Below are 14,390 nucleotides of genomic sequence, written 5' to 3'. Positions count from 1 at the left end.
AATTATGATACTAGTTCGACGATCTTCTGAGCACCGTCGGCCATGGAATCAGCAGAGACGATCGCAAGACCCGAATTCGCCAAAATATTCTTCCCGAGCTCGACGTTCGTTCCTTCCAGCCGCACAACAAGCGGACGATCAAGACCCACTTGCTTCGCAGCCTCAACAATTCCCGAAGCGATGACATCGCATTTCATGATGCCGCCAAAAATATTGACGAAAATTCCTTTGACTTTCGCATCGGACAAAATGATTTTGAAAGCTTCCGTTACTTTCTCTGCGGTTGCGCCGCCCCCTACATCGAGGAAGTTGGCAGGATCGCCGCCGTAATATTTAATAATATCCATCGTCGCCATCGCCAGGCCTGCGCCGTTGACCATGCAGCCGATATTGCCATCTAGGGCAATATAGCTCAAATCGTATTTCGAGGCTTCGATTTCCTTCTCGTCTTCTTCTTCAAGATCGCGAAGCGCCAAAATATCCTTCTGGCGGAACAATGCGTTGGAATCAAAGTTCAGCTTGGCGTCAAGCGCCATCACTTGACCGTCGCCCGTAACAACGAGCGGGTTGATTTCAGCGATGGAACAGTCCTTATCCACAAACGCTTCATACAACGCCAGCATAAATTGAGCCGCTTTGTTCACCAGCTCATTCGGAATATTGATAGCATAAGCCAGTCTGCGAGCCTGGAACGGCTGCAAGCCGATAGCTGGATCAACGATTTCCTTAAAAATCTTCTCTGGCGTAGCCGCAGCTACTTCCTCAATTTCCGTACCGCCTTCTTCCGAAGCCATCAGTACGACGCGTCCCGTTGCCCGGTCGACAACGACGCCGACATAATATTCCTTCTTAATGTCGCAGCCTTGCTCGATCAACAGGCGTTTTACTTCTTTGCCCTCAGGGCCTGTCTGATGAGTTACAAGTACCTTGCCGAGAATTTCTCCGGCATATGCCCGCACTTCATCCAGATTCTTCGCAACCTTGACGCCACCGGCCTTGCCCCGGCCTCCAGCGTGAATTTGGGCTTTGACCACAACGACTCCGCTGCCCAGTTCTTCCGCTGCTTTCACGGCTTCATCCACCGTAAATGCAACTTGTCCCTTCGGCACGGCTACCCCGTATTGCTTCAGGACTTCTTTTCCTTGATATTCATGGATATTCATTCGTAGAATCCTCCTATCAACAGGCGGTAATTAAGGTGAACATATGAAACCCAGTTCATTGTACCATGTTTTTAAAACGCTTTCCTTAAAAATTCATTCTTTATACACAACTTTTTTATATCGGTTCGATCTAATTCCGATATAGGTCATATTCCGGGTCTCTCCATTTTCAGGAATTCCGCCGGATTTGCCCCTTCCTTTACACAGCTGATAAAATACGACCTTTCGGCAAATTGAGTCAAAATCCCCGCCTCGCTTTATCCAGGTAAAATATATCATATCGAGATAGATCGACCTGTAAGCCGCATATCTCTAGCCAATTTTTATCATGTAACTTTTTTAATAGCGAACCAGAACAAAGCAATTGCTCTACGCTCGTTTATTGACTTTTCGTGGATTTTCTTCTAATATACGGTCATGAGATTGTCGGAAAGTTGAGGAAGCACCCTTTTCCTAAATTCGGCATTGGACGTGTCATGCCAATGCTGCAAATGAAAAGAAGGGGTGTTTTTTTATTATGTACGGTAAATTGTACAGCGCATGTCTTTACGGGATAGATGGCAGATTAATCGAGGTCGAGGTAGATTTGTCGAACGGCATTCCGCAAACGATGATTGTAGGCTTGCCGGATTCCGCCGTGCGCGAGGCTGTTGAACGAGTGAGATCGGCGATCAAGAACTGTGGCTATGCCTTTCCTCTTCAGCGGGTAACGATAAATCTGGCGCCGGCTGATCTGCGCAAAGAAGGCTCCGCTTTTGATCTAGCGATCGCGCTTGGCATACTGTCTGCGAGCAAGCAGATTGTATTGCCCGAAAATGAACGGATCCTCATGATCGGAGAACTGTCTCTCGATGGCTTGCTCCGCCCCGTCCCCGGCGTCATTTCTATGGTAGATTTGGCCAAACGCCAAGGCTTTGACGCAGTGCTTCTTTCCAGGGACAATGTGGAGGAAGCGATGCTGATTAGCGGAATTTCAATTTACGGTTTGAAGCATTTAAGCGATTTATTGCCTATAACTGATGGGCGCTCCAATTCAAACAAGCATTCGGCACAGACCATGGAAAGGCCGCTTGTTATCTCATCGTTTGATCACTTACTATGTCCTAAAAACAAGACAAGCAGCCTGCCCCAACTGCGGCGTCCCTTGACGGAGGACTACAGCGATGTCCTAGGACAACGGCACGCCAAGCGGGCTTTGACGATTGCAGCTGCGGGAAGGCATAATATTATGCTCATTGGACCGCCTGGCACCGGTAAAACGATGCTGATCCGCCGCCTCCCTTCTATTCTGCCCGAGTTAAGCGAAGATGAAGCGCTGGAGGTAACGAAAATCTACAGCTCCGCCGGGAAATTCAAAGGAACGGAACCCAGTCTAATTCGCAGCAGACCTTTTCGCTCTCCCCATCATACGATTTCAGCGGCGGGACTGGTCGGCGGCGGCGGCATTCCGCGGGCCGGGGAAATTAGCCTGGCTCATCATGGCGTGCTGTTTCTCGACGAGCTGCCGGAGTTTGCCCGCAGTGCCCTGGAGGTTCTTCGCCAGCCGCTGGAGGAACGTAAAGTTACGATCAGCCGGAGCCGAGCGGCATTCACTTTCCCGGCAAGCTTCCTGCTTGCGGTTTCTTTGAATCCTTGTCCGTGCGGATTTTTTGGAGGCCAGCCACCGCTGCCACGCTGCACCTGCAGCCCCTACCGGGTCGCTCAGTACCGGGAGCGCATTTCCGGCCCTCTGCTGGATCGCATCGATATGCATGTCGAGGTTCCGCTGCCGGCAGCATGGCCGGACGACAAGCAGCCGGTAAGCTCTGGGGAAATGAGAGAGGCGGTGCTTCGTGCACGGGAGCTGCAGAAGCAGCGTTACAACAATTTTGAAATCTCCAGTAATAGCGAGCTAAGCGGTAAGCTGCTGCGGGAATATGCCAGGATGGAGCGGGAAGCGGTGCAACTGCTTGAAGCCACTTTCCAATCGATCGGTCTCAGCATGCGTGCCTATGACCGGATCATCAAGCTTTCCCGCACGATAGCGGATTTGGAAGGGGCAGCAGGCATTTCTGCCGGCCATGTCGCCGAAGCGATCCAGTACCGCCAGCTTGATCGCCGAATCGCGGATACGCTCGGGTAACTCGGCAGATCTATACGAAACAAACATAGCCTTGCCGTCTTCGGGCGCGATCAGAGCATTTCTGGCCGCTTCTTAGACAGCAGGGCTATATGGTTTACATTCCGTGAGAACACTAACGTTAAAATGCAGCGGGGATATGCTCGATGGAAATAATCTCGTCCCTTCTCATCTGCACCGCCAGGACGTCGAACCGAACCGGTTCGTTATATTGATGCGTCCTATGCAAATATACCGCCGCAGTCTCTCTGATTTGCTTGACTTTGCGAGGCGTTACGGATTCCGCGGGCGTCCCGAACTGTTCATTATGTTCGCTCCGGCTTCTCACTTCTATGATTACAATCACGCCGTCTTTTCTTCCGATCATGTCGATTTCTCCAGAACGGCAGCGCCAATTGCGCTCTAGCAGCACGTAACCTTGTTCTTGTAAATAGCGGGCTCCGGCTTCCTCGGCCAATCGGCCTCTTGCCTTTCTTCTATCCAAAGGGCGCTTCCGCTTGCCATTTGGGTCAATATTCATGGGAAATCCCCTTCTCTGCCATTTTATCTGTACGATATATGAAGCTGAGTATCTCAGCTACCAACGTATACAGCTCCGGGGGAATCTGCTGATCCAAATCCAATTTAGAGAGCACTTCTACGAGTGCGGCATCCTCTTGAACGGGCACACCATGTTCTTTCGCTTTCTCCAGTATTTGATCAGCCAAATAACCGCTTCCTTTGGCGGCGATGACCGGGGCGTCGCTTTGTGATGGATCGTATTTAAGGGCGACAGCTTTTCTGATTTGGTAGGGGCGCTGATCTTCGCTGCTCTCGCTCATACTCGATAATCCACCCCTTTATAGGTCGTCGGCGTATACGAAAATGGGGAACCCGGCTCGTTTGCGCCCATCGTTTCAGGCTCGACGGAAGGCAGCAGATCGCTTTTCAGGGATACAAGCTGGTAACCGGCCGTGTGCAGCGCCTCCTGAACCTCCGCTTCCCTTGATTCCAGAAACTGACCCGTCGTCTCCGCTTCAGTATAAATTTTCAGCATGACCTTCTTGTCCAGCACCTGGACGTCAAGCATGATCAAGCCTAGCGATTTCATTTGCAGATCGAACCAGAGCCGGCAATTGGCCGCGTCAAGCTCCCCTTTGCGGCCGCGGCGGGACTCGATATGGACGGCTGCAGTCTGTTCGCCGTCCGCACCAACGAAGGGCAGGAACAGCGTCACCTGCGCAAAAGGCGCGGTACGGTCCGTATTCAGCAGCAACTGCTGCCCTGTAAGCTGATGGACGAGCTGGCGGGCAGCTTCCTGCAGTGGTGCCGGCACGTCATCCGCAGCCAGCAATTGCAGCAGCACGCCCTTCAGCGTCTCGCGGGCCGCTGCCTCTGGCAGGGCGCCAGCTTGCTGTGCTGCGGCGCTCGCGGCAGCTGCGCCATGCGTCTGCGCCCCGGGCACCGCAGCGGCTGCCCTGTCGGCGCCGCCCGTGGCTGCGCCTGCGCTGGCCTGCAGCGTGCCGCTGGCCACTTCGCCGCGTGGCGCCGCCGCATTGTCCGGCGCGGCCGCAGGCGCGCTGCCGGCCTGCCCACTGCCGCCTGGCGCCTCCGCGCCCCCGGCGGCAGCCCGCTGCGCCGCGCCTGCGGCTGGCGGCGCCTCCTGCGCGCTGCTTGGCGCAGCGCGCAGCACCTGCTGCTCGTGCTCCGCACCGAGCAGCTTGAGCACGCGTCCCACCCACGGTTCTGCCTCGGGGGCGGGACGCGTCAGCGCTGGCGAAGCGCCCGGAGGGGCTTCGCCTTGCGCATGCGCCTGCGCTGCAGGCGCCGCTGCCGCTGCCGCATGCGCAGCGGCACTGCCGGCCGCGGCGGTTGGCGCGCCGGCCGGGCTCTGCGGCGGCGGGCTTGCCGCGCCCCGCTCTGCGGCTGCTGCTCCGCCTGGCGGCGACATCGCCGCGCGCAGCTCGTGCAGCACCTGCTGCAGCTTACCTGCTAGCGCTTCGACGGATGGCGCAGCAGCGCTTAGCATCGCTGCCTGTCCGCCCTGTGCCGTTTGTGCGGCTGCCTGTCCGCCTGCCGGGTTGCCTGCAGCTGCCGCTGAATGCGCTGTAGACGAAGCACTGGCAGCAGGAGCCTGACCGGAAGCAGCATTACCCCCCTGGGCGGACGGTTGGCCTGTTGCCATCTGCCCCTGCGCTTGATCCGGCACAACCCGATTTCCGGCAGCAACCTTGGCCCCGTTCCCTACAGCTGAACGCACTACATTACCAAGCAATTCATCCAGCGTTGAAATCAGCTCGTGAAGCGGCGGGCCAAATACGGCCTGGTGCAGTCCCGCAACCGTCTCTCCCGTCAGCGGAAGACCCCGTCCCAGCGCAATTCCCGCAGCTTGAATCCATTCCGACATCGGTACAGCTGCTGGTTTATGTAAAGTTAACTGCTGCAGCGTCTGCAAGCTCTCTTTGGTTAAAGGCAGGCCGCTAGCCCGCATCATCTGCACCAGCTCGCGATTTCCCGCCGTATCCTCCAGTCCCATAGCCGACAAGGCGTTTGCTAGCGAAGCAGCAGACATCGGTGCAGCCGTATTTGAGCCAACAGGCTTTAATACAGCCAATCCGTCAGCTGACGGCTGCTGTACCTGCAGCAACGTCGTTTCTCCTTGACGAAGCGGAGTCTCCAGGGCGGCGTGAAGCTTCACGCCCTGTACCTGTATGACCGCTTCTTGTCCATCCTCCGAGACACTCAGCACAGTCCCTCTCACGATTTGTCCCGTTTTAAGTTCTAACGCTCGCGGTTCTCCTGGCCGGGTATCCCCCATAAGACTGCGCATCAGCGGTCCGATATTCATGAGCATCCTCCTGTATTAACATCAATGATACGGAAAACCCGCCTTACTCAAGACGGGTCATGATATGAAGAAACGTTGTTTAATGTTCTTACTTTAGATGCTTATAATCTCTTTAAAACAACGTCTGTTCTTGCACGAATAAATTACGCATAAAGCTCTTGCGATGCATGGGCGTTGGGCCGAGAGCCTGTATCTGTTCCCGGTGCAGCTTAGTCGCATAACCTTTATGCGCGGCGATGCCGTATTCCGGATATCGCACGTCCCACTCGCCTTCGCATAAGCGGTCGCGAGTCACCTTGGCCACGATCGAAGCGGCGGCGATGGATTGGCTTACCGCATCCCCTTTGATCACCGCAAGCTGCTGGATGTCGACATCGACCTTCTCCGCATCGATGAGAAGAAAATCCGGCCTAATCGCCAACTGCTCTACCGCCTGCTTCATCGCAAGGCGCGTCGCCTGTTTAATATTAAGACGGTCAATCGTTTCCGCATCGACGAACCCCGTGCCCACGGCCAGTGCTTCTTTCATAATGATATCGTATAATTTCTCGCGCTTTTTGGCGGTCAGTTTCTTGGAATCATTGACTTCCTCTAACACTAATCCATGCGGCAAAATAACCGCCGCGGCAACGACGTCGCCGAACAAGCAGCCCCGCCCGACTTCGTCAATTCCCGCGATATGATGGAACGAACGCTGCCAATATTCTTTTTCATAATCTAGTAAATCACTCATTGTGCCTCCTTGTATTTGCAAACCCACCGTCCCAACCTATACAACCAAATCATACAAACCAAATCCGAGTTCCGTATACGGTTATATCAGTAATATCGGAAATTAAGCTTCTTTTATATAGACTTTAAGCAAAATAAAAGACCGGGGCGCTTCTCCCGGCCTGACTTAATTTAAGTTTGAATAAGGAGCAGGATAATCGATGACAGGCAAAGACATGTACTGATCAGCATTAAAAACATGACGGTTTGCCGGTGGGTAAGACCCGCTCGCAGCAAGCGATAATGAACCTGGCTCGCATCTGCCTCGTAAATGGATTTCCCCTGCAAAAAACGTTTGATCACAACGAAAATATTATCGAAAATCGGCACGCCAAGCGCCAATACAGGTATAAAGAGCGATAGCACCGTAGCTTGCTTAAATGCCCCGTCCAGAGCGATTACTGCTAAAATGAAACCAAGAAACGTCGCCCCAGCGTCCCCCATGAAGATTTTGGCCGGCGGCTTGTTGTATCGCAAATAAGCCAGCGTTACCCCGACGAGGATGATTGCCATAATTGCAGAAGTCGATTGACCTTTGGTTAAAGCAACGATGAACAGAGTAATTGCCGATATAGCCGATAGTCCTCCGGCCAGCCCGTCCAAGCCATCCGAGAAATTAATAACCGTAGTTACTCCGAAGATCCACAGAATCGTCAGAATACACTGCAATATTCCCGGTAGCACCACATATTCCCCCGAGATTGGGTTGAAAAAGCCAGTAAACGAAATACCTGATGCATATACGATCACGGCAGCCGATACTTGGACGATCAGCTTGGGAAGAGCCGGAAAATCCTTGCCTTTCGTCTTGTACCAATCATCGAGCGTGCCAATCACGAGCAGCAATACTCCGCCGATAAATATCGCCAGCGTCTCCATGTTGAACTCTCGGCCGATGGCTAAATATGTAACAAAGAAGCCAATAAAAATAACATAGCTTGCCGTAAGCGGAATCGGCTCCCGGTGCAGCTTGCGTTCTACATCCTTCCGGGGTTTATCTACGAAATCGAGCCGAAAAGCCAGTCTCCCAAACGGAGGAATAAGCAAATATACGATAAGAAACGACATAATTAACGAAACTACGTAAATAATGATCAACACCACCATCAAGTATAATCAACAAGATTATACAATCTTAACGAAAGATTGTCGATATTCTAGGTAACTCACCAGCCTCGGCAGACTGTATTATGCTCTAACAAAATAACCGCCTTCCCTTGATGGAAGGCGGTTAAGATGAATTCAGTATGGGGATTCCAGGGAATATCTTCCTAGCCTTCCGGCCCGCAGTTCGCGCAACAATACGCCGGAAGCTTTCTCAAGATCTACCCGTCCGCCACTGACCAAGCAGCCGCGTTTGCGTCCTACGGCTTCCATGACGGCCACGATTTCATCCGGATTCTCAAAATCCTGCGGGGCCTCTTCCAGTTCGAATCGTTCAGCGAGCGGCTCCCAATAATACTTCGCTAAATATTTTACTGCAAAAAAAGCAATATCCTCAATGTTGAGTATTTCTTCACGGACCGCTCCGGTCATAGCCAAACGGTAGCCCACATTCTGATCCTCGAATTTGGGCCATAATATACCCGGCGTATCCAGCAGTTCCATCTCCGTACCTACCTTGATCCACTGCTGTCCCTTGGTAATGCCTGGCCGATCGCCGGTTGCCGCAATATTTCGCCCGGCCATCCGATTGATTAGCGTGGATTTGCCGACGTTTGGAATCCCAACGATCAGCGCTCGGATCGCTCGCGGATTCATGCCCTTAGCCAGTTGCTTCTCGATTTTGTCTTGAAGTAATTCTTTTGCTAATGCCGGAATTTCCTTAACGCCCTGACCGCTGGAAGCATCGATGGCAACAGTGGCAAAGCCCTCTTTCTTGAAATAATCAATCCATTCGCGCGTGACCGCCGGGTCTGCCAGATCCGCTTTGTTGAGCAGAATCATCCGCGGCTTGCCCTGCAATATTTCATCAATCATCGGATTGCGGCTAGACAAAGGCAGCCTCGCATCCACCAGTTCTATTGCGACGTCAATCAGCTTCAGCTTATCCTGAATCTGACGGCGCGCTCTCGTCATATGTCCGGGAAACCACTGTATCGTCATGTCATCACCTCAGTTCCCGTTGATCCCGCTTTCGGGTATTCATTCATTTATGCTTAATCACTTTGATATCCTTGAAGGGCCAGAACACGAGGTCCGCTCTCCCTACGATATCCTTGTACGGCACAAACCCGATTCGGCGGCTATCCGTACTATTGGAGCGATTGTCCCCAAGTACGAAAATATGCCCCTCCGGAACCGTGCTCTCTTGAACGAATTCATTCGGGAAATTTCCTTCTGTATTATAAAGCTGATTATTGTTATGCTTCTCATTTACGACATCTTTAATGTAAGTTTCGTCTACTACTTCCCCATTCACCATAACGGTATCGCCCTCGACCTGCACCGTATCGCCAGGAACGCCGATCACCCGTTTAATGAAATCTCGGCCCTGCGAAGGCACATGGAATACGACGACCTCGCCGTGCTTTGGCCCACGGATGTCATAAAGTATTTTGTTAACGATGATTCTCTCGCTTGTATGAAAGTTCGGCTGCATCGACTCTCCATCTACGATAAAAGGAGCAAACAACAGCCAACGGATGACAAGAACCAGCACGACAGCAATTACTATCGCTTTCAGCCATTCCAAAGCCTCGTTTTTTTCTTTACTTGGCGGATCTTGCGTAACGCCCGATTGACCTGTTTCCGATTGAAATTGCTGTTCCATTGTTCGCAACCTCACTTTGTCATGGATTATGTAGCCTTACGACAGTCAGAAGAAATAGTAAAGGGGCTTGAATAATACAAGCCCCCCCTGATCGTTAACGAATTAACGACGCGCTTCTTTAATTCTAGCTGCTTTACCGCGTAGTTCACGAAGATAGTATAGCTTCGCACGACGCACTTTACCACGGCGAGCCACTTCGATTTTATCGAGTTTCGGGGAATGAAGCGGGAAAGTTCTTTCCACGCCAACACCGTTAGAAATTTTACGAACTGTAAAAGTTTCACTGATTCCGCCGCCACGACGCTTAATTACAACACCTTCAAACAACTGGATACGCTCACGAGTTCCCTCGATAACCTTAACGAACACTTTCAAAGTGTCACCGGAACGAAAGCTCGGAATATCTTTGCGAAGTTGTTCTTGCGTAATCGCTTGTACGATATTCATCTATGACTCCCTCCTTCCACTCAGGTGTTCTTGCCTCTTCCGGAGAACCCCATTGTTCTCCCTCATCATCCGCAGCGGACCACCGAATTCACAACAAGAAAAATTTTATCACATTTAACCAGCGTTAGCAAGCGATAATAAGAAGTGCAAACCCTGTCACCTGTCGTTGCAAGCCTCTGATCAAAAAATACTAATATAGAGTTTAAAATAAGCCTTTTGTATCTACATAAAAAACAAACTGGGATGTTAAAGGACTGCCGTTCAATGCAAAACCAAAAACCATAGTTTGGGTCCCTGGTGAAACTGTTGATATCTTCATAGTACCAGTGACTTCACTATCAACTTCGATAGGATCATTTCTATTCCCCCAACCCTAATATTTCCATCATTCTAACACCATCAACCACATTGATCTAGGGAATTAATGTAAAAATAAAGATTTAAATAAAACTGAATCACTTGGCAAACTGAACAGATTATTTTAGAGCATATGTTAGAAGACTTTGACTATCATGATTCTACTGTCTGAATTCAATATAATAATCAATAAACCCTTATAATAAAAAAGTTATGCAAGAGAATGTAAGTCTCTTTGCATAACTTTATTGGATCGGAGTAGCGGGATTCGAACCCACGGCCTCACCCACCCCAAGGGTGCGCGCTACCTGACTGCGCCATACCCCGATTTGATTAATATATGTATATGTAATTACCCTTCATATATGAGAAATATTAGCATATTCCAAGGGATGATGTCCAGTACGCCTTCCACCAGAAGATAAAGAGCGTTTACAGTGACAACTCACTGTAAACGCTCTTATTATCTTTGACATATCACCCTGTCCTCAATCATATGGCAAGTTCTCGTTCAACAATTCGAATTCTGCGTCTATCGGGTCAATTAAGTATTCACTTAACATCCAGGTCCCTCCTTCGCTGCACAAGCTAATTCCGGCGGCCGGCGTAAAATTCCAGGATATCGTCTACCGTCAACATGCGATCATCTTCACTTCTTCCATGATCCTGAGACTGCTGTTGTTCATTCTTCTCTGTCTGTTCCATGAAGCTCTAGCCTCCCAAACAAATAAGCGTGATTAGACGCTTCTAGTTATTTAACCAGAAGCTTCAACCCTGAAACAAAAATTTCTACATCATATGCTCTGTTTTACGACAAGAAATATACGTGCATATTCATCCTATTCGGCAATAAGCAAACAGGTGCCAGTCCTGCAAAAAAAAATTAATGAATAGTTTACTATTTCTAAACCTTTTCCATACCTGGTTTCATATACAATAGAATGGCATGTTATTGAAAAAGGAGAGTCATTATGCATCGGATTAAGAATTATGCTTTGATTTCGCTTGCTTTCATCATTATCCTTTACGCTGTGGCTGTTGCCAATCCCGGTACAGTCCTATCGCGCAAAGCCTGCAGTTCTTGGAGCTTGGTCAAGGATCAAGCCTTTGTAATGACTCACTCACAGCAGGACAACAACCTGAAGCTTCCCGCCAATTTTTCGATCCAGCCCGGCACTGCCGAGCAGATCCCTGTTCTTATGTATCATTACATTACGCCACAGGCCTACAACGATCAACCCAACAATAAATCGATCATTACGCTGGAAGCCTTTGAAGAGGGCATGAATTACTTGCATGAGCAAGGGTACTACACGGCTACGATGGAGGAACTGGAGCAGTATGTACTCGGCAAAGCGCCCCTGCCAGCCAAAACTGTAGTCATTACTTTCGATGACGGCTATCAGAACAACTATATTTATGCTTATCCTATTTTGAAAAAATACGGATTTCACGCGACCATCTTCGTCATCGGCAGCAGAATACAGCCAGAGACATCGCCCTTTGATCCAGCAAAAAAGAGCTTCCTCTCCTTTGAGGAAATCAAGGCTTCCTCTGACGTATTTCAATATCACAGCCATACGTATGATCTGCATCAAAAAGGCTTTAAGAAATGCGGACTGGATTACGCCTCGGGATTCGATACGCAAAACTTGGAGGCTGACATCGCCAAAATGAAGGAAATTGGCATCGATACCCCGTATTTTGCCTACCCATTCGGCGAGAAAAGCACGCAAATGGTTTATTCGCTGCAACAAAACAACTACCGGATGGCCTTTACCGTAATTCAGGGTTTCGTTAAACCTGGCGATTCTCTCATGAGGCTCAACCGCTTCACGGTGACCTCGGCAACCAATATGGCGGAATTATTGCAAAATGGGGGTCTTTAAGAAAAGCATTTATCACGCGATCAAAACCGCGATCAGCGGCAGTTTTATAGTCTAAAATACAAATTACCCTCGCCGCCGGCGAGGGTTTCCCTTTAAATTCTCTATTCATTATGCTCCGCTCGAATTTCTTCCAGCCACTTTTGATCCTTTGGAGTAAGCTCAACATGCTCCAGCATGTCGGGACGACGCAGCCACGTTCTGCGCAGCGCCTCTTTTCGGCGCCAATCCGCTACGTTCGCATGATGTCCGCTCAGCAGGATATCGGGCACCTTCCAGCCCCTGAACTCCACAGGCCGGGTATAATGCGGATATTCCAGCAGCCCTGTGCTGAAAGAATCGGTGATGGCGCTAGTCTCGTTTCCGAGCACACCCGGCAGCAAGCGAACGACGCTATCGATGACGGCCATCGCCGGCAGCTCCCCGCCCGTCAGCACATAATCTCCGATCGACAGCTCGTCCGTTACGAGGTGCCCCCTGATCCGTTCGTCATACCCCTCATAATGGCCGCATATAAAGATGAGATGCTCCTCCTTGGCCAGTTCCTCCGCTTTACTCTGCGTGAAGCTCTCGCCTTGCGGGCACATCAGGATAATACGGGCTGCCGGCGCATCCGCAGCCTTATCAGACAACAAGTCTTCCACTGCCCGAAAAATCGGGTCAGGCTTTAGCACCATTCCCCCACCGCCACCGTACGGCGTATCATCCACCGTACCATGCTTATTTCCGGCATAATCGCGAAAATTGACCGGCTTTAAGGATACGATTCCCTTATCCTGAGCCTTGCCAAGAATGCTCGTCCCAAACACGCCCGTGAACATCTCCGGAAACAGCGTCAATACATCCACTCTCATGCTTACAGCAATCCTTCCATAAGGTGAACTTTAACGAGCTTCGCCTTCACGTCTACGTCAAGCACGACGTCGTCAATGACCGGGAGCAGGAGCTGCTTGCGGGAAGGCATTTTGACTACCCAGACATCATTTGCGCCCGGGCGGAGAATCTCCTCTATGACACCAAGCTCTTCCCCTTCTTCATCTACGACACGGCAACCGATGATTTCATAGAAGTAATACTCGTTATCCGGCAGCTCAATGGAATCCTCTTTACTGACTTTCACGTCGAAGCCCTTAAATTTTTCAACCTGATTAATATTGTCATACCCCGTGAATCGAACGATGAACGTCCCTTTATTAGGGCGTGCAGAAGCGACCGTTACTTGAACCTGTTCTCCGGTTTCCGGATGAACCAAGGTCAGCTCGTTCTTCGGGGCGAAGCGCACCTCCGGGAAATCCGTGCTGGAAATAATCTTCAGTTCTCCGCGGATGCCGTGTGTATTAACTATTTTGCCAACAGACAGCAATGAATCCGACATAACATCCTCCTTGATAAAAGTTTATCGTTTACTTCATCGTACTCTATTTCCGGCTTCAGCTTCAGCATGTACGAAAAAGGGCTAGGACAGTCATCCTAACCCTCTTTCGTATATTTTTAAGATATGATATCCACGGTGACCCGCTTATCCATCTTAACGGCTGCCGATGCCACAACCGTGCGGAGCGCCTTAGCGATTCTTCCCTGTTTGCCGATCACTTTCCCCACATCGTCAGGATGCACGGATAGTTCGTACACAATCAGGTGTTCCTTCTCTACGACCTCCACACGGACATCGTCCGGATGATCAACAAGAGCCTTCGCAATAACGCCGACTAATTGTTCCATAAAGGGACCCTCCGAATCAGCAATTATTTCTGCTGCTTAAGCTCATGAAATTTCTTCATTACGCCTGCTTTGCTAAGCAAGTTGCGGACAGTATCAGATGCTTGCGCACCGTTTTGAAGCCATTTCAACGCTTTCTCTTCGTCAATGTTTACTGCTGCCGGTTCAGCGACCGGGTTGTAGTAACCAATTTCCTCGATAAAGCGGCCGTCACGCGGGGAACGGGAATCCGAAACCACGATACGGTAGAAAGGAGCTTTATGAGCACCCATGCGTTTCAAACGAATACGAGCTGCCATGAAAATTCACCTCCTTCAAAGAATCAATT

At 50.5% G+C, this 14,390-nt stretch carries 15 protein-coding genes and 1 tRNA gene; 2 read left to right on the top strand and 14 right to left on the bottom strand.

Going from position 1 to position 14,390, the window contains the following annotated elements:
• Window positions 1-2: 2 nt before the first annotated feature.
• On the bottom strand, window positions 3-1,163 hold the full coding sequence (sucC, locus tag ACYUJT_RS04865) for an ADP-forming succinate--CoA ligase subunit beta (protein ID WP_460319205.1): 1,161 nt from the start codon (window positions 1,161-1,163) through the stop codon (window positions 3-5).
• A 517-nt stretch (window positions 1,164-1,680) separates the two neighbouring features.
• Between sucC and ACYUJT_RS04860 the strand changes: the two genes are divergently transcribed.
• Complete coding sequence (locus tag ACYUJT_RS04860) at window positions 1,681-3,285, top strand: YifB family Mg chelatase-like AAA ATPase (protein ID WP_460319204.1); 1,605 nt, start codon at window positions 1,681-1,683, stop codon at window positions 3,283-3,285.
• Window positions 3,286-3,403: 118 nt separating this feature from the next.
• On the opposite strand, the gene ACYUJT_RS04855 is transcribed toward ACYUJT_RS04860, so the two are convergent.
• The 9 genes from ACYUJT_RS04855 to ACYUJT_RS04815 all read right to left on the bottom strand — a co-directional run bounded on the left by ACYUJT_RS04855 (window position 3,404) and on the right by ACYUJT_RS04815 (window position 10,785).
• Entirely contained in the window at window positions 3,404-3,802 is a 399-nt protein-coding gene (locus ACYUJT_RS04855; RefSeq protein WP_460319203.1) for a YraN family protein, read from the bottom strand.
• Complete coding sequence (locus tag ACYUJT_RS04850) at window positions 3,792-4,103, bottom strand: EscU/YscU/HrcU family type III secretion system export apparatus switch protein (RefSeq protein WP_460319202.1); 312 nt, start codon at window positions 4,101-4,103, stop codon at window positions 3,792-3,794. Before ACYUJT_RS04850 ends, ACYUJT_RS04855 begins: the two co-directional genes overlap by 11 nt.
• Window positions 4,100-6,109, bottom strand: a complete 2,010-nt coding sequence (locus ACYUJT_RS04845; RefSeq protein WP_460319200.1) for a flagellar hook-length control protein FliK — start codon at window positions 6,107-6,109, stop codon at window positions 4,100-4,102. The genes ACYUJT_RS04850 and ACYUJT_RS04845 overlap by 4 nt, the downstream gene beginning before the upstream one ends.
• 112 nt (window positions 6,110-6,221) lie before the next feature.
• Window positions 6,222-6,842 carry a ribonuclease HII gene (locus tag ACYUJT_RS04840; RefSeq protein ID WP_460319199.1) on the bottom strand — a complete coding sequence of 207 codons (621 nt, stop codon included), beginning with the start codon at window positions 6,840-6,842 and terminating at the stop codon, window positions 6,222-6,224.
• A 170-nt stretch (window positions 6,843-7,012) separates the two neighbouring features.
• On the bottom strand, window positions 7,013-7,987 hold the full coding sequence (locus ACYUJT_RS04835; protein WP_460319769.1) for an MraY family glycosyltransferase: 975 nt from the start codon (window positions 7,985-7,987) through the stop codon (window positions 7,013-7,015).
• Between the two features lie 135 nt (window positions 7,988-8,122).
• A complete protein-coding gene (gene ylqF / locus ACYUJT_RS04830; protein ID WP_460319198.1) occupies window positions 8,123-8,986 on the bottom strand; it encodes a ribosome biogenesis GTPase YlqF in 864 nt (287 codons plus the stop codon).
• A gap of 43 nt (window positions 8,987-9,029) precedes the next feature.
• Window positions 9,030-9,653 carry a signal peptidase I gene (gene lepB, locus ACYUJT_RS04825; RefSeq protein WP_460319196.1) on the bottom strand — a complete coding sequence of 208 codons (624 nt, stop codon included), beginning with the start codon at window positions 9,651-9,653 and terminating at the stop codon, window positions 9,030-9,032.
• Window positions 9,654-9,755: 102 nt separating this feature from the next.
• A complete protein-coding gene (rplS, locus tag ACYUJT_RS04820) occupies window positions 9,756-10,100 on the bottom strand; it encodes a 50S ribosomal protein L19 (protein WP_460319194.1) in 345 nt (114 codons plus the stop codon).
• A gap of 606 nt (window positions 10,101-10,706) precedes the next feature.
• A tRNA-Pro gene (locus ACYUJT_RS04815) sits at window positions 10,707-10,785 on the bottom strand.
• A 643-nt stretch (window positions 10,786-11,428) separates the two neighbouring features.
• Here ACYUJT_RS04815 and ACYUJT_RS04810 point away from each other — a divergent pair.
• Entirely contained in the window at window positions 11,429-12,346 is a 918-nt protein-coding gene (locus tag ACYUJT_RS04810) for a polysaccharide deacetylase family protein (RefSeq protein ID WP_460319192.1), read from the top strand.
• A 101-nt stretch (window positions 12,347-12,447) separates the two neighbouring features.
• Here ACYUJT_RS04810 and trmD read toward each other — a convergent pair whose 3' ends face one another.
• The 4 genes from trmD to rpsP form a co-directional block, all read right to left on the bottom strand.
• Entirely contained in the window at window positions 12,448-13,197 is a 750-nt protein-coding gene (trmD, locus tag ACYUJT_RS04805) for a tRNA (guanosine(37)-N1)-methyltransferase TrmD (RefSeq protein ID WP_460319191.1), read from the bottom strand.
• 2 nt (window positions 13,198-13,199) lie between these two features.
• On the bottom strand, window positions 13,200-13,718 hold the full coding sequence (gene rimM, locus ACYUJT_RS04800) for a ribosome maturation factor RimM (RefSeq protein ID WP_460319190.1): 519 nt from the start codon (window positions 13,716-13,718) through the stop codon (window positions 13,200-13,202).
• 116 nt (window positions 13,719-13,834) lie between these two features.
• A complete protein-coding gene (locus ACYUJT_RS04795; protein ID WP_019638108.1) occupies window positions 13,835-14,065 on the bottom strand; it encodes a KH domain-containing protein in 231 nt (76 codons plus the stop codon).
• Window positions 14,066-14,088: 23 nt separating this feature from the next.
• Window positions 14,089-14,361 (bottom strand): 30S ribosomal protein S16, encoded by a 273-nt coding sequence (gene rpsP, locus ACYUJT_RS04790; protein ID WP_019638109.1) that lies wholly within the window; start codon window positions 14,359-14,361, stop codon window positions 14,089-14,091.
• Window positions 14,362-14,390 lie beyond the last annotated feature (29 nt).

Source organism: Paenibacillus sp. YSY-4.3, assembly GCF_054767475.1.
Note: the sequence above shows the minus strand (reverse complement) of the source record. Positions and strands in the feature narration are given on the sequence as shown.

Excerpts from the sequence above, each read along its gene's own strand:
- sucC (WP_460319205.1), bottom strand. The coding sequence starts at position 1,163 with ATGAATATCCATGAATATCAAGGAAAAGAAGTCCTGAAGCAATACGGG.
- ACYUJT_RS04860 (WP_460319204.1), top strand. The coding sequence starts at position 1,681 with ATGTACGGTAAATTGTACAGCGCATGTCTTTACGGGATAGATGGCAGA.
- ACYUJT_RS04855 (WP_460319203.1), bottom strand. The coding sequence starts at position 3,802 with ATGAATATTGACCCAAATGGCAAGCGGAAGCGCCCTTTGGATAGAAGA.
- ACYUJT_RS04850 (WP_460319202.1), bottom strand. The coding sequence starts at position 4,103 with ATGAGCGAGAGCAGCGAAGATCAGCGCCCCTACCAAATCAGAAAAGCT.
- ACYUJT_RS04845 (WP_460319200.1), bottom strand. The coding sequence starts at position 6,109 with ATGAATATCGGACCGCTGATGCGCAGTCTTATGGGGGATACCCGGCCA.
- ACYUJT_RS04840 (WP_460319199.1), bottom strand. The coding sequence starts at position 6,842 with ATGAGTGATTTACTAGATTATGAAAAAGAATATTGGCAGCGTTCGTTC.
- ACYUJT_RS04835 (WP_460319769.1), bottom strand. The coding sequence starts at position 7,987 with ATGGTGGTGTTGATCATTATTTACGTAGTTTCGTTAATTATGTCGTTT.
- ylqF (WP_460319198.1), bottom strand. The coding sequence starts at position 8,986 with ATGACGATACAGTGGTTTCCCGGACATATGACGAGAGCGCGCCGTCAG.
- lepB (WP_460319196.1), bottom strand. The coding sequence starts at position 9,653 with ATGGAACAGCAATTTCAATCGGAAACAGGTCAATCGGGCGTTACGCAA.
- rplS (WP_460319194.1), bottom strand. The coding sequence starts at position 10,100 with ATGAATATCGTACAAGCGATTACGCAAGAACAACTTCGCAAAGATATT.
- ACYUJT_RS04810 (WP_460319192.1), top strand. The coding sequence starts at position 11,429 with ATGCATCGGATTAAGAATTATGCTTTGATTTCGCTTGCTTTCATCATT.
- trmD (WP_460319191.1), bottom strand. The coding sequence starts at position 13,197 with ATGAGAGTGGATGTATTGACGCTGTTTCCGGAGATGTTCACGGGCGTG.
- rimM (WP_460319190.1), bottom strand. The coding sequence starts at position 13,718 with ATGTCGGATTCATTGCTGTCTGTTGGCAAAATAGTTAATACACACGGC.
- ACYUJT_RS04795 (WP_019638108.1), bottom strand. The coding sequence starts at position 14,065 with ATGGAACAATTAGTCGGCGTTATTGCGAAGGCTCTTGTTGATCATCCG.
- rpsP (WP_019638109.1), bottom strand. The coding sequence starts at position 14,361 with ATGGCAGCTCGTATTCGTTTGAAACGCATGGGTGCTCATAAAGCTCCT.